This is a genomic window from Clostridium subterminale (genome assembly GCF_039521425.1).
GTDB classification, from domain to species: Bacteria; Bacillota; Clostridia; order Clostridiales; family Clostridiaceae; genus Clostridium_J; species Clostridium_J subterminale.
Genome location: NZ_BAAACI010000007.1, coordinates 1 through 18,785, shown reverse-complemented (window position 1 = coordinate 18,785; position 18,785 = coordinate 1). Strand labels below are relative to the sequence as shown.

Below are 18,785 nucleotides of genomic sequence, written 5' to 3'. Positions count from 1 at the left end.
ATGAGTGAGAAAATTCATAGAAATAATAACTATAATTATGACGATAATAAAGAACTTATAAAACGAGCTAAAGATGGAGATAATGAGGCTTTAGAGTACTTAACAGAGATGAATTTACCTTTGGTTTCTTCTATAAGTAAGAAGTTTTTAAATAGAGGCTATGAGTACGATGACATATTTCAAATAGGATGTATAGGCTTAGTAAAGGCCATAAATAACTTTGATGACAACTTTAATGTAAAATTTTCTACATATGCTGTTCCAATGATTATAGGAGAAATAAAAAGATTTTTAAGAGATGATGGAATGATAAAAGTAAGTAGAAGCATTAAAAACACGGCTAGAAAGTTACATTATGACAAAGATGCCTTAACTAAAGCTCTAGGAAGAGAGCCTACTATTGAAGAGTTATCGGAATACTCAAAGGTAGATAAAGAAGATATAATCACTGCCCTAGAATCTGCTAGTAGTATGCAATACTTATATGATACTATTCATCAAGATGATGGAGCTCCAGTATTACTTATAGATAAGCTCAGTGAGGATTATGAAGAAGATAATGAGGTAATAGATAAGTTAGCACTAAAAGAAGCTCTAAGTAAATTAGATGTTAAATCAAGACAAATTATAATACTTAGATATTTCAAAGATAAAACTCAAATTCAAGTAGCTAAGATGATGGGGATAAGTCAGGTACAAGTTTCAAGAATTGAGAAAAAGGTTTTAAAAATTATGAGAGATAGGTTATCGGGATAATTTTTAACCATTATAAATTAAGAAAATAATAAATTTTTAATTTATAAATTGAAAAAGATGCGTAAGCATCTTTTTTTGTTTAAATTTTAGTAAAATGCAGATACTATCATTAATACTTTTACAATTTTGATGTTAGGAGGGTAATTATGAAAGTAAAAGAAAGTAAGATAAAAGCTAAGTTTCAAAATGTATATGAAAATTCCAAACCTAAACCAACTATATTTAAGAATTCTTTCAGAGCCTTTTGGACTGGTGGATTAATATGTGTAATAGGTGAAGTTATATTTAAAATATTGATTTATTTGGGTCAAGATAAGTTACAAGCTACTGCGTGGGAAACAGTAATTATGATATTTCTAGGAGCTCTATTAACAGGGATAGGTATATATGATAGGATTGGTGATTATGCAGGGGCTGGATCTGTAGTACCAATAACAGGCTTTGCAAACTCAATTGTATCACCAGCCATAGAATTTAAAAAGGAAGGATATGTATTTGGAGTAGCAGCAAAGATGTTTACAATAGCAGGACCAGTGCTTGTTTATAGCATTAGTGCTTCTGTCATACTCGGAATATTATATTATATTTTTAGGTGGTAATAGTATGGGAAGAAAAGTAGGATTACAAACAGTAGAATTATTGACAAAACCAAGGCTTATAGCTACGTATACAGTTGTTGGTCCCAAAGAAGGAGAAGGGCCATTAAAGGATAATTTTGATGAGATTCTAGAGGATGACTTATGCGGTTGCAAAACTTTTGAATCTGCAGAAAGTAAAATGCAATTACATGTAGTTCAAGAGGTACTTAAAAAAGCACACCTTAAAGAGCAAGATATATCTTATATTTTTGCCGGCGATTTAATAAATCAATTAATGCCATCTTGTTTTATGGCAAGGGAAGTTAGTATTCCATTTTTGGGTCTATATGGGGCATGTTCTACATTTGTAGAAGCACTTTCACTAGCATCCATATGTCTAGAAGCTGAGTTAGGTAATCATATGATGGCAGTATCTTCATCTCACTTTTCATCATCAGAGCGTCAGTTTAGAGTACCGCTAGAGATGGGAAGTCAGAGAGCACCATCATCTCAATGGACAGTTACAGGAGCAGCAGCAGTGGTATTAGCTAAAAAGGGAAATAATGTACCTCATGTAACTTATATTACCATTGGTAAGGTAAAGGATTATGGAATAACAGATCCTAATGAAATGGGAGCAGCAATGGCTCCAGCAGCAGTCGATACTATAAAACAACATTTTGAAGATACAGGTAGAAAGCCTAGTGATTACGACATCATAGTCAGCGGAGATTTAGGTTCTGTTGGTAAGCAAATAACAACCGAGCTATTAAAGGAATATGGATACAACATAGGATCAAATTATATTGATTGCGGTGATGAGGTATTTGATTGCAAATCTCAGGGTACCAACTGTGGAGGTAGTGGAGCAGGATGTTCCGCTACAGTTATGAGTAGTATGATTTACAAAGGAATGATACAGAAAAAATATAAAAAGGTATTATTAATTGCTACAGGAGCACTTTTAAGCACTATATCGAACTATCAAGGTGAAACTATACCAGGTATAGCCCACGCTATTGCTCTAGAGTTTGGGGGTGAATAAATATGTGGGGAGATTTTCTAAGGGTCTTTGTAGTTGGTGGAATTATTTGTGTAATAGGACAGATTTTAATGGATACTACTAAACTAACTCCATCTAGAATATTAGTAATTTTTGTGGTAGCAGGGGTGGTTCTTCAAGGATTCGGCATATATGAAAAGATAGCTGAATTTGGTTTATCAGGAGCTAGGATACCTCTGCCTGGATTTGGATATTCCTTAGCTAAAGGAGTTATGGAGGAAGTAGACAAAAATGGTTTATTAGGAATTGTGACAGGAGGTGTAAGTGCAACAGCTGCGGGGATCACTGCAGCTGTAGTATTTGGATATCTAATGTCAGTACTATTTGACTCTAAAACGAAGTAAAGCATATAAAAAGTCTTCTCAAATTTGTATATTTGAGAAGACTTTAATTTTATAGTTTTATAATAGAATTATTTAGCCTCTTATACCATTGTTAAATATTTTAGGAATTGTAGAATAGATATTTAACAGATGATTTAAAGCTTCGGGCTTAGTGTCAACATTTCCAGAATTGCCCTCACCACCAGGATTAAGTGGGTCTTTAGGTTTATTAGGATCTTCCGGTTTTTCAGTATCACCAGGCTTTTGATTGTCACCTGGGTTATTAGAATTAGGTGGTACATTGTCCTTATCTTTATCTTTATCCTTATCTTTATCTTTATCTTTATCTTTATCTTTATCCTTAACTTCAGCTTTATATTCCGTAGGATCTTTAGCCACAGGTGCTAAATATCTATTATCTGTCATATTACCAGTATATAATCTGGCATCTCGAGTTATAAATACTACCTTTTGTATTTTATCTTTAGGTGTTTTATCAGAAGGTAAGTAGTATTTACCATCTGCAGCCTTTACAACGTCAAGTTCCACATGGATATTATCCAGAGTAGTTGGTTGAGTACCGCTTATAAAGATTTCGGAGTAAATTCTATTTCCCCTTTGATCCCTCTTAGTAAGCTCCGTTGGAAGGGTTCCAGAATCCTTAGAAATATAGGCACTAGTTATACCACTAGGCATTTCAAGAGATTTAGATTCAAGACCCTCATGGGCTACTTCCATAATCTTACCCCAAAGACCAGCAGGAACGCTACTACTAGTAAAAGGTAATTCCGTACTATTATCATAACCCAGCCATACAGCTCCTGAATAATAAGGAGTTAATCCACTGAAATAAAGGTTCTTGGTATGTTCAGAGGTACCGGTTTTACCTCTAACTTCCATACTTCCAAATTTCGCTTGTGGACCTGTAGTGTTTACAGAACCTTTAAGCATATCATAAACAATATAAGCTGTTTGTGGAGAAATTACTTGCTTAGATTCAAGTTTCGGTTCAAGTAGAACTTTACCATCCTTATCAGTAACCTTAGTATATATTCTTGAAGTAGTCATATTTCCTTGATTTCCAAAGGCACCAAAGGCTTGAGCCATTTCATAAGGTGTAGTTCCATCTATTTCACCTAAAGATAAAGCTGAAATACTAGTTCTGTCTCTATCAGTTATACTTAAGCCAAATTTTTCTCCATATGAAGCAGAGGTATCTAAACCTATTTTATCAACTACAGATACTGCAACGGTGTTTTTAGATTGAGCAAGAGCATCACGGATAGTTATATATCCATCAAATACGTAATTCCAGTTTTGTGGAACATATGGGCCGTCATCACCAGAATATTTAGATCCAATAGAAGTTGGTAATGGACCATCTACAAATACTGACCCTGCAGTTAAAGTTTTACTTTCAATGGCTGGAGCATATACTGTAAGTGGTTTTATACTAGAACCTGGTGAACGTAGAAAGGTTTGACCATCCTTTCCAACAGAAATAGCTCTATTATAAGACATAGCTGGTTGATCACCAATACCACCAATTATAACCTTAACTTCACCATTAAGATAATCTGTTATTACAGCGGAACCTTGAACTCCATCAGCTTTAGAACCTTGAGTATCTTTAAGATAATTGTCCATAATTTTTTGTACGGAATCCTGAAGGTTTCTATCCATGGTTGTATATATTCTTAAACCACCAAAGGTGATTTTTTCATAGGCTTCAGCTTCAGTATATCCATAGGTTTTCATTAAGTCTTTTGCAACCTGTTTTATTACGGGTCTTGAAAACCATTCATAAACCATTTTGTCACTCTCTAAAGTTGAGAAGTTTAACATAAGAGGTTCTGCTAAAGCAGTATCATACTCTTCTTGAGTTATTTTTCCCAGTTCAAGCATTTTAGCAAGTACTAGTTTAGTTCTTGGTGAATCGAAAGCTTCCTTCTTTTCAAAGGCTTCATAGGCATTCATATAAGATATAGTTGGATTCTGAGCAGCACTTGCTAAAAATGCACATTGCTTAAGGGTTAAACCGTCTGTTACAGATTTTCCAAAATACATGGTTGAAGCAGCTTCAATTCCATGAGCATTACCACCTAAAAAGATAGTATTCATATACTCATTAAGAATTTGTTCCTTAGATAGAAGCTTTTCCAACTTGCGTGCTAAATAAATCTCTTGAACTTTTCTTTCTATGTTAGCTCTATTATTTATAGAATCTTCAAGGAAAAACTTATATTTAACTAATTGTTGAGTAATAGTTGAAGCACCTTGGATTTCATCATTAGATAAACCAAGAAGTATTTTAGCATCTTGGATTACTGCACCTCCAAGTCTTCTTATGTCAACACCTTTATGCTCTAAAAATCTTTGATCTTCAATACTTACAAAGGCGTCTTGTAGATATTTAGGTACTGTAGATATATCTACAGATATCCTCTTTTCAGGAGTCTTGTACTCATCCATTTCTTTTTCTTTATTGTCATATAGAATTGTAGTTTCTCCATTAGATAAAAATATATCAAGATCAAGCTTTGGAGCTGTTTTAATCATGCCAGATATAATACCAAAACCAGCAGCTGCACAAGTTATAATTAAAAGTAGTAAAACTATATATATTACTTTAAAGGTTTTACGACTTTTTTTCTTGGGCTTTTTTTGCTTAGGTTTAATTTTTTTATTCTCTCCCATATTCTCCTCCTTTTATGATGAACATATCTTCGATACTATATTATAACTTATATACTAGTATAAATACAACATAGTATTCTTCAATGAAGTTATTATACATATACATATATTGAATATAAAATGAGTTTATGCAATTGAATATACATTTATTAACATTATACCACGTTTGTAAAGGAGTAATACTATGAAATCATCAAGAAAGCTAAAATTTACCATAGCAATTTTTTTAATTATGACCTTTTTAATAACTTTTATATATACTTTAGATAAAATTATAATGCCAACGGTTAAATTAGTGGCTGATGCACAGATGAGGGCAGAGGTGACAAATACAATAAACAAAACAATTTTTCAGGAATACTCTAAGAATTTTAATTATAATGATATAATAAAATTTGATAAGGATAATGATGGAAACGTCATAATGATGACGGCAGATACATTAAAACTCAGTGAAATTGCCACATTAACTGTACTAAAGGCACAAGAAGAATTAGAGAAAAAATCTCAAGTGGATATAAGGATACCCATGGGATATGTGACTAAAAATAATATTTTAGCTAGATTTGGTCCAGATGTAAAAATAAGAATGCGTCCAATAGGGCATATTACTACTAGATATTTATCCGAATTTGAAGATGCGGGAATAAATCAAACTAGACACAAAATTTATATAGAAACTACCACTAGGGTAAAGATGGTTATGGCAGTATCTTCTAGTGAATTAGAAATAGTTAATCAAATACCTATAGTTGAAACCATAATAGTTGGAAGGGTACCTAACACTGCAATACAAATGGATCTTAACGGTAACTAGAAAGTGTGATGCTAAGCACAGAATAAATTTCTTTTATGATGTAGTATGTATGTAAATAAATATAAATATCTGAAAAGATATAATTAAATTTGAAAAATAGGAAGTTTCCTATAAGGTAAATAATTAAAGAACAGGGGATGAGTAGGATGGATCAATGTATAAAATTTTATAATGTTTTAGCTAAATATTATGATGATGTTTTCCCAGCACCGGAAGGGAAAAAGAAGTTTGCCTTAAAGAACATAGATAAGGGTGGATTTGTTTTAGATATTGGATGTAGTACTGGAGAAACTACAGAATATATTTCTTCACAAGGATATAAAGCTTTAGGAATAGACTTAGACCAAGAAATGATAAGAATAGCTAAGAATAGGTATAATGAAAGTGATACTTTGAGGTTTAAAGTCATGGATATGAAAGCCATAGCACAGTCCTTTGGAGAAGAATTTAATGGGATTGTATGTATAGGAAATGTACTTCCTCATCTAGGAGGAAAAAATCAAATAAAGGAATTTTTAAAAGGATGCTATGAAGTTCTAAAAAAGGATTCGCCATTATGCATTCAAACTATTAATTTTGACAAGGTAAAGAGGGAACATATTAAAGAATTACCTCTCATTGACGGTCCTAAAGTTAAATTTGAAAGGTTTTATAGTATTAAATCAGGCAGTGATATTGTAAAGTTTACTGGAAGAATAACTGATAAGGAAAGTGATGAGATTTTAGAAAATACAGTAGATCTGTTTATGCTAGAAAACGAGGAGTTATTTGAAATGCTAAGGGAATTGGGATTTGAAAAAATTCAAGGTTACGATGACTTTAAAAGAAGTAACTATACAGGAAATGCTCTTCCTTTAATAGTAGAGGCTATTAAGTAGAAAGCTAAAATAATATAAACAAAAAATTTAATTTAGTAAATAAAAAACATACTAGAAATTAATAGGTTATATTAGCTTCTAGTATGTTTTCATATTTATTCTTGTATTATTATCTATTAAGTCTTTAAAAGTTTATAAAATTATTATTTAGACTCCCAGTTAAATATGTAAGGAATATTTCTGTATAAGTCACCATAATTTAAGCCGTATCCAACTACAAATAAATCAGGAATCTCAAAACAACAATAGTCTGGGGAGATTTCTACAGTTCTTCTTTCTGGCTTATCTAATAAAGTACAGCATTTTACACTTTTAGCACCTAGCTTTTTAACGTGTTCAACTACAAAATTCATAGTAATACCACTATCTACAATGTCATCTACTACAAGTACATCCATACCTTCAATATTATCAGGTACATCTTGAACTATTTTACAAGTACCACTAGTTTCTTCACCATGACCATAGCTTGATGTAGTCATAAAACCTATAGTTGTTGGTACAGTAATTTCTCTAACTAAGTCAGCAGCAAATATAAAGCTTCCTCTAAGTAGAGACAATACGTAAACAGATTTTCCCGCATAGTCCTTAGAAATCTTTGCTCCAATTTTAACTACAGCTTCATTGATTTCTTCTCTAGAAAAGAGAATATTTCTTTGTTTATCTTCCATGTAATCACACCTCAATTTATATTTACATTAATGTTTTCATAGTATAAAATTAAGGTGAAAATGTCAATAGTATAAAATGTATGAGAAAACATTGTTTGTTTAATGTAGAAAAATTATTTAATGCAGAGAAAATAGAATTTGGAGATGAGTATATGATAAATGGAAATATTGATGGGGTTAAAAACTTTATCTTGAAAAAATTAGAAACTATCTATGATATGAGATTTCAAAAATCAGAGATATTAACTGAAGAGCTAGCAGAACTTCTAAGAGGGGTTACCCTTGAAATTGAAAGAGAAGTTAGCGTTGCTATAGATAGAAAGGGAAGTGTGGTTAGTGTTGCAATAGGAGATAGCTCCACAGTAGAAGTTCCCATGATTGATACTAGAGAGGGAAGATTATCTCAAGTTAGAGTAATACATACCCATCCCAATGGAAATCCAAAATTATCGGCTTTAGATTTATCAGCACTTCTAAAATTAAAACTAGATTCTATAGTTGCCATTGGAGTATCAGAGGATAAGCCTTTAATTTACAATATAGGTTTTTGTGATGTGAAGGATAACATACTTATAGAAGATGAAATTAAAAATTTAACTATTGATAAAGTTTTAAGCTATAAATTTTTAGATAAAATTAAGTATATTGAGGATGTTTTTAAAGAAGATAACATAATGGAAGATAACTCAGAAAGGGCAATATTAGTATCTATAGAAGATGAAGAAAGCCTAGATGAACTAAAGGAACTTACTAAAGCTTGTGATGTAGAACCTGTTTATGAAATACTTCAAAAACGTAATAAAATTGATTCAGCCTATTTCATAGGTAGTGGTAAGGTTGAAGAAATAGCATATCTAAGGCAATCTTTAAGAGCAAATGTAGTAATATTTGATGAGGAATTATCAGGATCTCAAGTAAGAAACCTAGAGCAAGCCATAGGAACAAAGGTAATTGATAGAACCACCCTTATCTTAGAGATATTTGCAAGAAGAGCTAGAAGTAAGGAATCTAAAATTCAGGTAGAGTTATCACAACTAAAATATAGATTAAGCAGGCTTAGTGGTTTAGGAACCATGCTTTCAAGAACAGGAGGAGGTATAGGAACAAAAGGGCCAGGAGAGAAAAAGCTAGAAACCGATAAGAGAAAGATTAGAGACACTATATATGATTTAAATAAAGAATTAGAAAAGATTAAAAGTATAAGAGCAACTCAAAGAGAAAGAAGAAGTAAGGATACTATTTCTAAGATATCATTAGTAGGATATACAAATGCAGGAAAATCAACCCTTAGAAATGCCCTTTGTGAATACTCACCAGTTAAGTCAGCTACAGTAAAAGAAAAAGTTTTTGAGGCGGATATGTTATTTGCAACCTTAGATATTACAACTAGGGCTATGGCTCTTCCAGACAATAGAGTTGCTACTGTGACAGATACTGTAGGATTTATAAGAAAACTACCTCACGATTTAGTAGAAGCATTTAAATCAACTTTAGAGGAGGTAGTTTATTCAGATTTATTACTTCACGTAGTAGATGCATCTAATGACACAGCAGAAAAGCAAATAACAGTGGTGGAAGAAGTACTTAAGGAATTAGGTGCAGGAGATAAGCCAACCTTATTAGTATTTAACAAAATTGATAATTCTAATGATGAGCTATTAAATTCTTTAAAAGAAAGATTCGATAACTATTCTATTTTAGAAGTATCAGCTAAAGAGAAAACTAACTTTGAAGAGTTATTAAATAAATGTACTGAAATCCTTCCTTATAAATTAAAGACTTTCAAGGTATTAATACCTTATAGTGATTCTTCAGCAGTGGCATATTTACATAGAAATGCTATGGTAGAAAGTGAAGAATATGGTGAAGAAGGTACTATTCTTGTAGTTCAAGGTGATGATGAAGTCTACAATAAAAGTTTTAAGTATATTTTAAAGTAGCAACTAAAAGATAATTAGGTTGTTAAGGTATGAATTAAAAAATTAAAGCAATAGATGAAGGGGAGAGTAGGGGGATAATTTGAACACAGGATTAATAAAATATGATTGGAACTTCATTGAAAACTACAGTGATGAAGAAATCAGCTATTTTCTAAGTTTAGAAGGAAAATCTATAGAAACTATATGTAAAATTAGAAACTTAGATAGAGCTACAGTTCAAAAACATCTTATAAACTGCAAAATTAAATATAGGTTTTTAGTTAAAAGTGAATCACCGTCAGATTTGTTTAAATCGTTAATTTTAGCAGCTAAGGAAGAAAGAATTTTAGTTTTAAATAGTTTAGATAGAGTTAATAAAGAAAAGTTAATTCATTTTCTAGTTAAAAATTATATGGAGCTAGGACTTAAGGAGAAGGAAGCTGCCATATGGATTATGGGTGAACTTAGAAGTAATGTCACTGTAGATATACTTATAAAGGCAACGGTTAATAACCATGTAAATATTAGAAGAATGGCAATTTCAGCTCTTGGGAAAATAGGTGATCCAAGAGCTGAGAGAGCTCTTATTAGAGCTTTGGATGATAAAAATCCTCAAGTCATAAGTTATGCAGTTAAATCCCTACAGAAGGTAAGAACTGGAGAAGCAGATGATAAAATAAGAGCTTTATTTAATAGCACTGATAAGGAGTATATTAAAAAGGCTTGTGAGAGTTATATTAAGCAAATAAATATTACAGAGGGGGCTTAATAATGAGTTATTTTACAGTGAAAGGAAGTGCTACTTCAGAATTTCAAGAAAAGAAATCTACCTTTATAGGATATATAAAGAGAGTAAATACTGAGGAAGAAGCAAAGAACTTTGTAAATGAAATAAAGAGTATGCATAAAGAGGCAACCCATAATGTTTATGCCTATATAGTTGGAGAAAATAAAGGCATACAAAGATACAGTGATGACGGCGAACCCCAAGGAACAGCAGGTATTCCAGTTTTAGAAGTTATAAAGAAAAATGATTTAACAGATGTAGCAGTGGTAGTTACTCGTTACTTTGGTGGTATCCTTTTAGGGGGAGGCGGACTAATAAGAGCTTACTCTAAAGGAGCTTCTTCAGCAATTGAGGAAGCTGGCGTTGTAGAAAAAGTAAAGGGATTAAAATTAAGATTCACTTTAGAATATGACTTAATAGGAAAAATACAATATCTATGTAGCACAAAGAATTGGTATATTGAAGATACTACATACACAGATAAAGTAGAATTATGTCTGTTTTCAGAAAGCGAAAACAAGGAAACAATAATCGCAGCTTTTGTAGAGGCTACTAACGGAAAAGTAACTATTTGCGAAGAGGATGAAGAATATTTATTTAAAGAAGAACATAGATATTATAGAGCTATTGAAGAGTAACTTGAAATTTGAAATTATTAGACATATTATGTTATAATAGGTACATTGATTTTAAAGTTAATAATTATATAGATAGTACAGGAGGAATTTAATATGTCAGGACATTCAAAGTGGCATAATATCCAAGCTAAAAAGGGTAAGGCAGATGCTAAAAGAGGTAAAATATTTACTAAAATAGGTAAGGAAATAGTTGTTGCAGCTAAAAATGGTGGATCTAATCCAGAGACAAATGCGAAGCTTAGAGACGTTATAGCAAAAGCAAAAGCAGCTAATATGCCTAACGATACAATCACTAGAGCAATTAAAAAAGCTGCAGGAGAGTTAAGTGCAGTAAACTATGAAACTATAATCTATGAAGGATACGGACCAGAAGGAATAGCAGTTATAGTTGAGTGTCTTACTGAGAATAAAAATAGAACAGCAGGAAATGTAAGATATGCATTCTCTAAACAAGGTGGAAATATGGGAACAGTTGGATGTGTAGGCTTCATGTTCCAAAGTAAAGGAGAAATCATAATAGAAAAAATTGATTCAGTAGATGAAGATGAATTAATGATGATGGCTTTAGATGCAGGTGCTGAGGACTTTGTAGCTGAAGATGAAGTATTTGTAGTAACTACAACTCCGGAAGACTTTGGTACAGTAAGAGAGGCTTTAGAATCTAATGGAATAGAATTCTTAGAAGCAGATGTTAAAATGATTCCAGACACATACACTGAAATAAATGAAGAAGTTGCAACTAAATTCCAAAAGATGCTAGATGTACTTGAAGATGATGATGATGTTCAAAATGTGTACCACAATGCTGAATTCCCAGAAGGATGGGAAGGTTAATAGATTTAAATCCAGTAATATCATGACTGTGTGAAATAGTGGGTTAGAATATTGGTATAAGCCTATGGGAGTACTATATTTAAAATGAAAAAAGCTACGTATATGTTAAAATATACCCTATATAGTAGACACTTTAAAAAAAGTCTATTATATAGGGTGTTATTATGCATAATACAATTAATCTTTTTCTTTTTCATTTCTTTTTAACTGAGGAATCGGCCTTCTAAATAAGATGTTCATAAGGGCATTTCCATCAAAAGGTATGAGGGGCCAGGTGTATTTCTTTTCATTTTCGAAACTATTAGTAGAATAAAGGAGCCAGAATATAACTGCCATCGCTCCAACGAAGCCATAGATTCCAAATAGTCCAGTTAATATTAGTAATATAAGTCTGAGGAGCCTTATTGTCATTGAGAACTCAACACTTGGTGTTGCGAAGGTTCCTATTCCAACCAAAGCTCCATATAAAACTGTTTCCGGTACAACCCACCCAACTTTTACAGCAAAGTCACCCAAAAGCAAACCGCCTACTATGCCAAGAGAAGTAGATAATGTATTAGGTGTATGTATAGAAGACACTCTTAGCAAATCCAAACCGAATTCAATTATAATAAACTGAATGAATAATGGAATAGCAGCTTCTTCTTTTGGCCCTAAAAATTGAAGATACTCCGGCATCAAATCAATGTTGTATACAAGGAGCAGCCATAATGGAAGCAATATAAAGGCTGATAACATTCCTAAAAATCGAACCCATCTTACATAGGTCCCTATAATAGGTGTCTGATAATAATCCTCAGCATGCTGAGTGAAATGAAACAATGTGACCGGAAGGATCATTACGCTCGGGGAAGTATCTACTATAATAGCTATATGTCCTTCCAACAAGTGTGCAGCTACAACGTCAGGCCTTTCAGAAAATCTTGCCTGCGGAAAAGGATTATACCATTTTTTCTTTAAAAGAAGCTCCTCTAAGGTTTTTTCCGCCATAACTAAGGAAGCAATATCAATTTTTTCAAGCCTGCCTTTTATTTCATCTAGCAGTGCCTTATCTGCAAGATCTTCTATGTAACCTATTACTACATCAGTTCTGGACCTTTTCCCAACATTAGTAATTTCGAATACAAGCTTTGGATCTCTTACTCTTCTTCGTATGAGAGCTGTATTAAAAATAATAGTCTCCACAAGACCATCTCTTGAACCTCTAGTTACCTTCTCAAGATCTGGCTCTTGGGGACCTCTTACAGGGTATTCCCTTGCATCAATTATTATGCCGGTGTCTTCACCATCAATTATTAAACCAAGTGCTCCAGAAAGTACAGGTGTCTCAAGAGCGTCAATATTATTGAAGGTTTCTACCTCAATATAAGGAATTCTACTTTTGAGAAGGTCAATAATTGGATTTGTTCCAAGCTGTTCTTCACTAGTAAATTGCAGCTCTGCCATTACCCTTACCATTATATCATCTTTCGCAAATCCATCGATAAATACAAGAAAAGCTTCTTTTCCTGCTACTCTAAATTCTCTACCTATAATATCAAAACTCTTTTCTAGGGGAAGAATTTTTTGTATATACTTTTTATTTTCCGTAATATTATTTGATAGCTTCATACTTTTCACTCATCCTATTTTTATATTTCATTAATTTATGTTATATTCCCCAAGACGTTACCTTTCTATTCTAGATATTATTTTAATATATATAGTTTTGACAATGATGAGTACATTTTGATGGGGCATTCTATTTTAGGGGGTTACGGTCTTGAATATGTGAGTCATTACGAAAATGAGGTCAGTGCATTTGTTGGAATTGATAGTAGTGTTCCATCGTAAGCTGATGATGAGGATGAACTTCCGATGGAAAGTATGAAGCTACTTAAAAATCTAGGTTTCTATAGAATGATAATTAAAGTATCACCTGATGGACTTGTAGCACCAGAAGTTGATGGTAATACAAGGGAGCAAATTAGAATCATTTCATGCTCTATTAAAGAAAGGAGAAGTACAGAAGAAGAATCCACAGCAGTATAGGGTATATAACCCCTCAGCAGTGTGAAGATAGAGTTAAGAAAATTTCTTAATGACCTTCAGAAATTGTGTCGAAGATATTGACATAGATCCAATGGAAAATACAGCAATATTTCAGATAACGTATGATATGACTACGATAGAATAATATGAAGAACAAAGTGATTATAAAAATATCAAAATAAGTGAGATGACTAAAAAATTTGAATTTGATATAGAGGGTTACGCAAAAAAATATATATTCTGCAAATACCTAATTACATAAGTTTCGTTTACACGAAACTTATGTAATTAGGTTATATTTTTTTAAATTTTAATTCTGAGACCATAAGATAAGTAAGAATTGCCAATAAAGTAATTGATGAAAGTATAGAAAAAATACTATTACTAGGTGTGGCTAATGAAAATAATGCAATAATAGAACCTGCAGCTGTTATGGGCACTCCAGTAAAGATACCATCAAATTGGATTGCGTTATATTTCGCCAATCTATAAGAACCACTGATAATATATGACAATAGAAAACAAGCTCCAATGACTTCCATATAATCTAAATCAAGAAAGTTATACTTAAAAAATATTAAAAAAGCTGGTGCAACCCCGAAGGAAATCAGATCAGATAAGGAATCTAACTGCTTTCCTAAATCACTAGATACATTTAAAAATCTGGCAATTCTACCATCGTATCTATCTATTAAGGCTGCAATAAGTATGAATATGGCAGACAAAAAGTAATTTTCCTTAAAAGTTTCAAGTATTGAAAGAACTCCTAGTGATAGATTAGTAAATGTAAGTAAATTTGGTATAGATGTTTTTATCATAGACTCACTCCTCATTAGCTGAATCGAATTAATCAATTTTACAAGATTTTTAAACATTTTTATTATATGAAAAATTAGAAAACTTAATTATAAGCTTATCTTTGTAACGTATTCCCCAAATAAATGACACTAGGGATATTACCGATACTATTATTGTTGATATATAATTGCCATAATGAAGATTTGATCCAATACTTACAGATGCTAAAAGCCAAGGAAATCTACTAATGAGTAAAATTCCAAAAAACTTTAAGGGATTTATAGGTGTTAATCCTGCAACATATATTAGAAAATCTTTAGGTAGTCCAGGAACTAGAAAAATAATGAATAAAATAGCAGAAAATTTTTTACTATCCATAATATCCGCCATCCATTGAGAATTCTTCTTGTTTATTAGCTTTTTTATAAAAGGGGTGCCTATAAGTCTGGTAAAATAGAAAGCTATAATAGCTCCCAAAAGCAGCCCTAATGTTGAATAAATTACACCAAAGGTCACACCGTAAATATATCCACCAGCAATTTGAATTACCTCTCCGGGAATTGGAGCGATAATTGTTTGTAGCACTTGAAAAAAAATGAAAACAACAGATCCAAAACTGCCTAGAGAAATTATATAATTCCTAAATTTATCAAGTGATACAGTCAATTCAAGGATACGTGGTAAATATTTCAATACTAATATAATTGTTAAAAATCCTAACAGTTATAGTAAAATTTTACAAATTAAAAATTTTTTAGATTTATTCATAATTGTTTAGTCCTTCCTCCTATATTACTTTTAATTAATAGTTTATTAGAAACATCTTAAGATTTGTATACAATAGATCTTAAGAGTTCTTAAGAATTCTTAAGAGTTCTTAAGGTTTATTAAATCATTTAAATAATATGGATTTAAATTATATTGAAGTATATACTTAATAATAAAATGGAGGTAGATTCAATAATGGATACTATAAAGAATATTTTGATAGCAGATGATAACGAGGAGATAAGAGAAATAGTCCGCGTTTTACTGGAGAGTGAGGATTATAATGTAATAGAAGCTGTAGATGGTGAAGATGCTGTAATTAAAGTTGATGAAAGTATAGATTTAATCATACTTGATATAATGATGCCTAGAAAGTCTGGATTTAAAGCATGTGTAGAAATTCGTGAAAAAACAAGTGCGCCTATTTTGTTTTTAACTGCTAAAACTCAAGATTCAGATAAATGTATGGGATTTTCCGTTGGGAGTGATGATTATTTATCAAAGCCGTTTTCATATACCGAATTGGTTTCAAGAGTTAAAGCGTTGCTTAGAAGGTATTATGTATACAAGGGGAAAGAGAAAGTTGATTCAACTGGTCTTATTAATATAAATGGATTAACAATAAATACAACTTTAAATGAAATATCAATAGATGAAGAAGAGGTTATATTGACGGAAATTGAGTATAACATCTTGCTATTAATGGCACAGCGTCGAAAAAAAATATTTTCAGCACAAAATTTATATGAAAGTGTTTGGAAAGAATCTTATTTTTATTCTTGTAACAATACAATTATGGTACATATAAGAAACCTGAGAAAGAAATTGGAAAAGGACCCAGAGAACCCTAAATATATAAAAACAGTATGGGGAAGGGGGTACAGAATTGAATAAGAACTTCTTATGCACTAAATTAGAAATTAAATTAATTCTATGCTTAATATTTTCATTTGTTATATCTGTTGCTATATTCTTTTTATTACAAACAATAGGAGAAAGTATATTAGATAATCATTTTAATAAAATATCCTTTATTGATAACCAAAAAAATCAAGCCATATCTGATTTTAGAATATATATATCAGATAAGAATTTGACGACAAGTGATCATGATGAAATAACAAGATGGGTTCGTAAAGAGAAATATGTAAATCTTTATATTTATAAGGACAATAAATTAGTTTATGATTCTAATAGGAACAATTCAACTAGTGATTATGGAGAACATCAGGAGAATTCAATAATTTTGCCAAGCAAAACACTTTATGATATTGCATTTACTGATACGAATGCAAAAGTGTATATGGAATGCTTTTTTGAGTACAAGTATTATTATATTGCAAGCTTTTTGGGTATTGCAATTTCTTTTTTTTGTTTCATAACAATTATGTTATTTTTCATAAAAAGAAAAACAACGTATATTGGAATGCTTGAGAGTGAAATAAAAATATTAGAAGGTGGGAATTTAACTCACGAAATTACTATTAATGGAGATGATGAGCTTTCTTCTTTGGCTCAAGGCATTAATGAGATGAGAAAATCATTTATAGGAAGATTGGAAAGTGAAGATAAAGCAAGGTTAGCAAATAGTGAACTGATTACAGCAATGTCACATGATTTAAGAACACCTCTCACAGTACTAGTAGGATATTTAGACATTATAGAATACAACAAATATAAGACAGATGAAAATTTGAGACAGTATATTCATAATAGTAGAGAAAAAGCATATCAAATTAAATATCTTTCTGATAAATTATTTGAATACTTTATGGTGTTTAATACTAATGATGATGATTTAGAATTAGAGACCTTTGATGGGAATGAACTTTTAGATCAACTACTGGAAGAACAAATTTTTATATTGGAAGATAATGGGTTTAGTTTTCAAATTAATTCTTGCAACATGCCTTTCCTTATAGAGGTAAATTTAATTTCGATACACAGAGTCTTTGATAATCTTTTCTCTAATATCACGAAATATGCGGATAAATCCAAGCTAGTTAAAGTTAAATGCTATATTGAAAACCAATTGTTATTTATTTATGTTGAGAACCAAATAAATAATAATTTGAAATCAGTAAGTAGCACAGGAATCGGTATGAAAACATGCGAAAAAATTATCGAAAGGCATAAGGGGAAAATTGTTATTAAAAAAACGGAAAATACTTTTTCTGTCCAGATTAGCTTAGATATAAAATTAAGTAATCATTAAATGAAATTAAGCTAATAAAAAATAAAGAAAAGGGACTTTTAAAATGCACCCCTTGTCAAGGAAACAATAAAGAAATGGGTTAAGCAGTACTTAAAAGATGTTTTCTATGTCTGGACATAGATTGTCCTAAGTTATGTTTCTTTAATCCAGCTTGGAATTTTACTTAGAATATATAATAAAACCATAAATAACATTAGGATGCAATATAGTGAAGGAAATTACTTTATCTATCTTAAGTTAATAATACCACTTTTGGCTATTTTACACATGAAAATATTTGTAAGAAATATGTAAGAAATATGTAAGAAAAGAGTAATAAACTAAGTTAATTCTATTGATATAATTAACTTTGGAGTAATACTTTATAAAATGAAATGTTCATATGGTAACCTAAAGGTAAAATTTACATGGACTAAAAAGAAGAAAAGAATGATATATAATTCAAATATGTCATTTGAGGATACTAAATAAAAATTATATTTTGGAGGTATAAAAATAATGGAAAGAAAAAAGATTAGTAAAATTACAGGGAAGAAAAAAAAGATTATAAGTTTAGTAATTGCAACCCTTTGTATTGGAGGAGTATTAAAATTAACCATTTTTAATACTAGTGCTTCTGATAAGAACATATAAATGCAATCTACTTATGAAGTTGCTGTAGATGGAATCAAGATGAATATATATATAGTTTTTAATAGAAGTATTAATGATTATTTCACTCCTTTACCATAATAAAAGATTATATATTCCAAAATTGTAATGTTAATGTAATATTTAATGTCTATTTAACATGTATAATGAAATTATAAATATTACTTAATATATAATTTTTTAAAAATTGTACTATAAATTTATAAATAAGGTAAATGGAGTATTAATATGAGAAAAAGTAAAAGACGTAGAAAATTTATTAAAAAAAGTATTATGAGGATTATAATACCAATAATGGGGATATGTATTGTAATTACAGGGATTTATTTTTTTAGGTGGTTAAATAATTGTTTCAAAAATG

Annotated in this window: 19 protein-coding genes; 14 read left to right on the top strand and 5 right to left on the bottom strand. The window is 30.9% G+C overall.

What is annotated here, in order from left to right; all coding sequences use genetic code 11:
• From sigF to spoVAE, 4 genes are all read left to right on the top strand, one after another.
• Positions 1-756: an RNA polymerase sporulation sigma factor SigF gene (gene sigF, locus ABDZ93_RS13815; RefSeq protein WP_343827023.1), complete on the top strand. Its 756-nt coding sequence runs from the start codon at positions 1-3 to the stop codon at positions 754-756.
• Between the two features lie 146 nt (positions 757-902).
• The gene (spoVAC, locus tag ABDZ93_RS13810) at positions 903-1,355 is read left to right on the top strand and encodes a stage V sporulation protein AC (RefSeq protein ID WP_343827021.1); all 453 of its coding nucleotides are present in this window, start codon (positions 903-905) and stop codon (positions 1,353-1,355) included.
• A 4-nt stretch (positions 1,356-1,359) separates the two neighbouring features.
• A complete protein-coding gene (gene spoVAD, locus ABDZ93_RS13805; RefSeq protein WP_343827020.1) occupies positions 1,360-2,379 on the top strand; it encodes a stage V sporulation protein AD in 1,020 nt (339 codons plus the stop codon).
• A 2-nt stretch (positions 2,380-2,381) separates the two neighbouring features.
• Positions 2,382-2,741 (top strand): stage V sporulation protein AE, encoded by a 360-nt coding sequence (spoVAE, locus tag ABDZ93_RS13800; protein WP_343827018.1) that lies wholly within the window; start codon positions 2,382-2,384, stop codon positions 2,739-2,741.
• A gap of 72 nt (positions 2,742-2,813) precedes the next feature.
• Here spoVAE and ABDZ93_RS13795 read toward each other — a convergent pair whose 3' ends face one another.
• Complete coding sequence (locus tag ABDZ93_RS13795) at positions 2,814-5,417, bottom strand: transglycosylase domain-containing protein (protein ID WP_343827017.1); 2,604 nt, start codon at positions 5,415-5,417, stop codon at positions 2,814-2,816.
• 184 nt (positions 5,418-5,601) lie between these two features.
• On the opposite strand from ABDZ93_RS13795, the gene yunB reads away from it, so the two are divergent.
• Both yunB and ABDZ93_RS13785 read left to right on the top strand, forming a co-directional pair.
• Entirely contained in the window at positions 5,602-6,234 is a 633-nt protein-coding gene (gene yunB / locus ABDZ93_RS13790) for a sporulation protein YunB (protein ID WP_343827016.1), read from the top strand.
• A 146-nt stretch (positions 6,235-6,380) separates the two neighbouring features.
• Entirely contained in the window at positions 6,381-7,112 is a 732-nt protein-coding gene (locus ABDZ93_RS13785; RefSeq protein ID WP_343827015.1) for a class I SAM-dependent methyltransferase, read from the top strand.
• A gap of 143 nt (positions 7,113-7,255) precedes the next feature.
• On the opposite strand, the gene hpt is transcribed toward ABDZ93_RS13785, so the two are convergent.
• On the bottom strand, positions 7,256-7,783 hold the full coding sequence (gene hpt / locus ABDZ93_RS13780; protein ID WP_343827014.1) for a hypoxanthine phosphoribosyltransferase: 528 nt from the start codon (positions 7,781-7,783) through the stop codon (positions 7,256-7,258).
• A gap of 152 nt (positions 7,784-7,935) precedes the next feature.
• Between hpt and hflX the strand changes: the two genes are divergently transcribed.
• The 4 genes from hflX to ABDZ93_RS13760 all read left to right on the top strand — a co-directional run bounded on the left by hflX (position 7,936) and on the right by ABDZ93_RS13760 (position 11,961).
• Entirely contained in the window at positions 7,936-9,723 is a 1,788-nt protein-coding gene (hflX, locus tag ABDZ93_RS13775) for a GTPase HflX (RefSeq protein WP_343827575.1), read from the top strand.
• Positions 9,724-9,802: 79 nt separating this feature from the next.
• Entirely contained in the window at positions 9,803-10,471 is a 669-nt protein-coding gene (locus ABDZ93_RS13770) for a HEAT repeat domain-containing protein (protein ID WP_343827013.1), read from the top strand.
• A gap of 2 nt (positions 10,472-10,473) precedes the next feature.
• Positions 10,474-11,127 carry a YigZ family protein gene (locus ABDZ93_RS13765; RefSeq protein WP_343827012.1) on the top strand — a complete coding sequence of 218 codons (654 nt, stop codon included), beginning with the start codon at positions 10,474-10,476 and terminating at the stop codon, positions 11,125-11,127.
• A 93-nt stretch (positions 11,128-11,220) separates the two neighbouring features.
• On the top strand, positions 11,221-11,961 hold the full coding sequence (locus tag ABDZ93_RS13760) for a YebC/PmpR family DNA-binding transcriptional regulator (protein WP_343827011.1): 741 nt from the start codon (positions 11,221-11,223) through the stop codon (positions 11,959-11,961).
• 177 nt (positions 11,962-12,138) lie between these two features.
• On the opposite strand, the gene ABDZ93_RS13755 is transcribed toward ABDZ93_RS13760, so the two are convergent.
• Positions 12,139-13,572 (bottom strand): spore germination protein, encoded by a 1,434-nt coding sequence (locus ABDZ93_RS13755; protein WP_343827010.1) that lies wholly within the window; start codon positions 13,570-13,572, stop codon positions 12,139-12,141.
• A gap of 246 nt (positions 13,573-13,818) precedes the next feature.
• Here ABDZ93_RS13755 and ABDZ93_RS20100 point away from each other — a divergent pair, with 246 nt between their 5' ends.
• The gene (locus tag ABDZ93_RS20100; protein WP_425544789.1) at positions 13,819-13,992 is read left to right on the top strand and encodes a hypothetical protein; all 174 of its coding nucleotides are present in this window, start codon (positions 13,819-13,821) and stop codon (positions 13,990-13,992) included.
• Positions 13,993-14,285: 293 nt separating this feature from the next.
• On the opposite strand, the gene ABDZ93_RS13745 is transcribed toward ABDZ93_RS20100, so the two are convergent.
• Entirely contained in the window at positions 14,286-14,810 is a 525-nt protein-coding gene (locus ABDZ93_RS13745) for a CDP-alcohol phosphatidyltransferase family protein (RefSeq protein ID WP_343827009.1), read from the bottom strand.
• A gap of 49 nt (positions 14,811-14,859) precedes the next feature.
• Positions 14,860-15,483, bottom strand: a complete 624-nt coding sequence (locus ABDZ93_RS13740) for a TVP38/TMEM64 family protein (RefSeq protein ID WP_343827008.1) — start codon at positions 15,481-15,483, stop codon at positions 14,860-14,862.
• 270 nt (positions 15,484-15,753) lie between these two features.
• Here ABDZ93_RS13740 and ABDZ93_RS13735 point away from each other — a divergent pair, with 270 nt between their 5' ends.
• The 3 genes from ABDZ93_RS13735 to ABDZ93_RS13725 all read left to right on the top strand — a co-directional run bounded on the left by ABDZ93_RS13735 (position 15,754) and on the right by ABDZ93_RS13725 (position 18,406).
• Positions 15,754-16,452 carry a response regulator transcription factor gene (locus ABDZ93_RS13735; RefSeq protein ID WP_486187759.1) on the top strand — a complete coding sequence of 233 codons (699 nt, stop codon included), beginning with the start codon at positions 15,754-15,756 and terminating at the stop codon, positions 16,450-16,452.
• On the top strand, positions 16,445-17,773 hold the full coding sequence (locus ABDZ93_RS13730) for a histidine kinase dimerization/phospho-acceptor domain-containing protein (RefSeq protein WP_343827007.1): 1,329 nt from the start codon (positions 16,445-16,447) through the stop codon (positions 17,771-17,773). The genes ABDZ93_RS13735 and ABDZ93_RS13730 overlap by 8 nt, the downstream gene beginning before the upstream one ends.
• Positions 17,774-18,271: 498 nt before the next feature.
• Positions 18,272-18,406, top strand: coding sequence for a hypothetical protein (locus tag ABDZ93_RS13725; protein WP_343827006.1), 135 nt, complete (start codon positions 18,272-18,274; stop codon positions 18,404-18,406).
• Positions 18,407-18,785 lie beyond the last annotated feature (379 nt).

Bases quoted from the DNA above. Each gene is read 5' to 3' on its own strand.
- spoVAE (WP_343827018.1), top strand. From the start codon at position 2,382: ATGTGGGGAGATTTTCTAAGGGTCTTTGTAGTTGGTGGAATTATTTGT.
- yunB (WP_343827016.1), top strand. From the start codon at position 5,602: ATGAAATCATCAAGAAAGCTAAAATTTACCATAGCAATTTTTTTAATT.
- ABDZ93_RS13745 (WP_343827009.1), bottom strand. From the start codon at position 14,810: ATGATAAAAACATCTATACCAAATTTACTTACATTTACTAATCTATCA.
- ABDZ93_RS13725 (WP_343827006.1), top strand. From the start codon at position 18,272: ATGGAAAGAAAAAAGATTAGTAAAATTACAGGGAAGAAAAAAAAGATT.
- hflX (WP_343827575.1), top strand. From the start codon at position 7,936: ATGATAAATGGAAATATTGATGGGGTTAAAAACTTTATCTTGAAAAAA.
- hpt (WP_343827014.1), bottom strand. From the start codon at position 7,783: ATGGAAGATAAACAAAGAAATATTCTCTTTTCTAGAGAAGAAATCAAT.
- ABDZ93_RS13765 (WP_343827012.1), top strand. From the start codon at position 10,474: ATGAGTTATTTTACAGTGAAAGGAAGTGCTACTTCAGAATTTCAAGAA.
- ABDZ93_RS13735 (WP_486187759.1), top strand. From the start codon at position 15,754: ATGGATACTATAAAGAATATTTTGATAGCAGATGATAACGAGGAGATA.
- ABDZ93_RS13795 (WP_343827017.1), bottom strand. From the start codon at position 5,417: ATGGGAGAGAATAAAAAAATTAAACCTAAGCAAAAAAAGCCCAAGAAA.
- ABDZ93_RS20100 (WP_425544789.1), top strand. From the start codon at position 13,819: ATGGAAAGTATGAAGCTACTTAAAAATCTAGGTTTCTATAGAATGATA.
- ABDZ93_RS13760 (WP_343827011.1), top strand. From the start codon at position 11,221: ATGTCAGGACATTCAAAGTGGCATAATATCCAAGCTAAAAAGGGTAAG.
- spoVAC (WP_343827021.1), top strand. From the start codon at position 903: ATGAAAGTAAAAGAAAGTAAGATAAAAGCTAAGTTTCAAAATGTATAT.
- sigF (WP_343827023.1), top strand. From the start codon at position 1: ATGAGTGAGAAAATTCATAGAAATAATAACTATAATTATGACGATAAT.
- ABDZ93_RS13755 (WP_343827010.1), bottom strand. From the start codon at position 13,572: ATGAAGCTATCAAATAATATTACGGAAAATAAAAAGTATATACAAAAA.
- spoVAD (WP_343827020.1), top strand. From the start codon at position 1,360: ATGGGAAGAAAAGTAGGATTACAAACAGTAGAATTATTGACAAAACCA.
- ABDZ93_RS13785 (WP_343827015.1), top strand. From the start codon at position 6,381: ATGGATCAATGTATAAAATTTTATAATGTTTTAGCTAAATATTATGAT.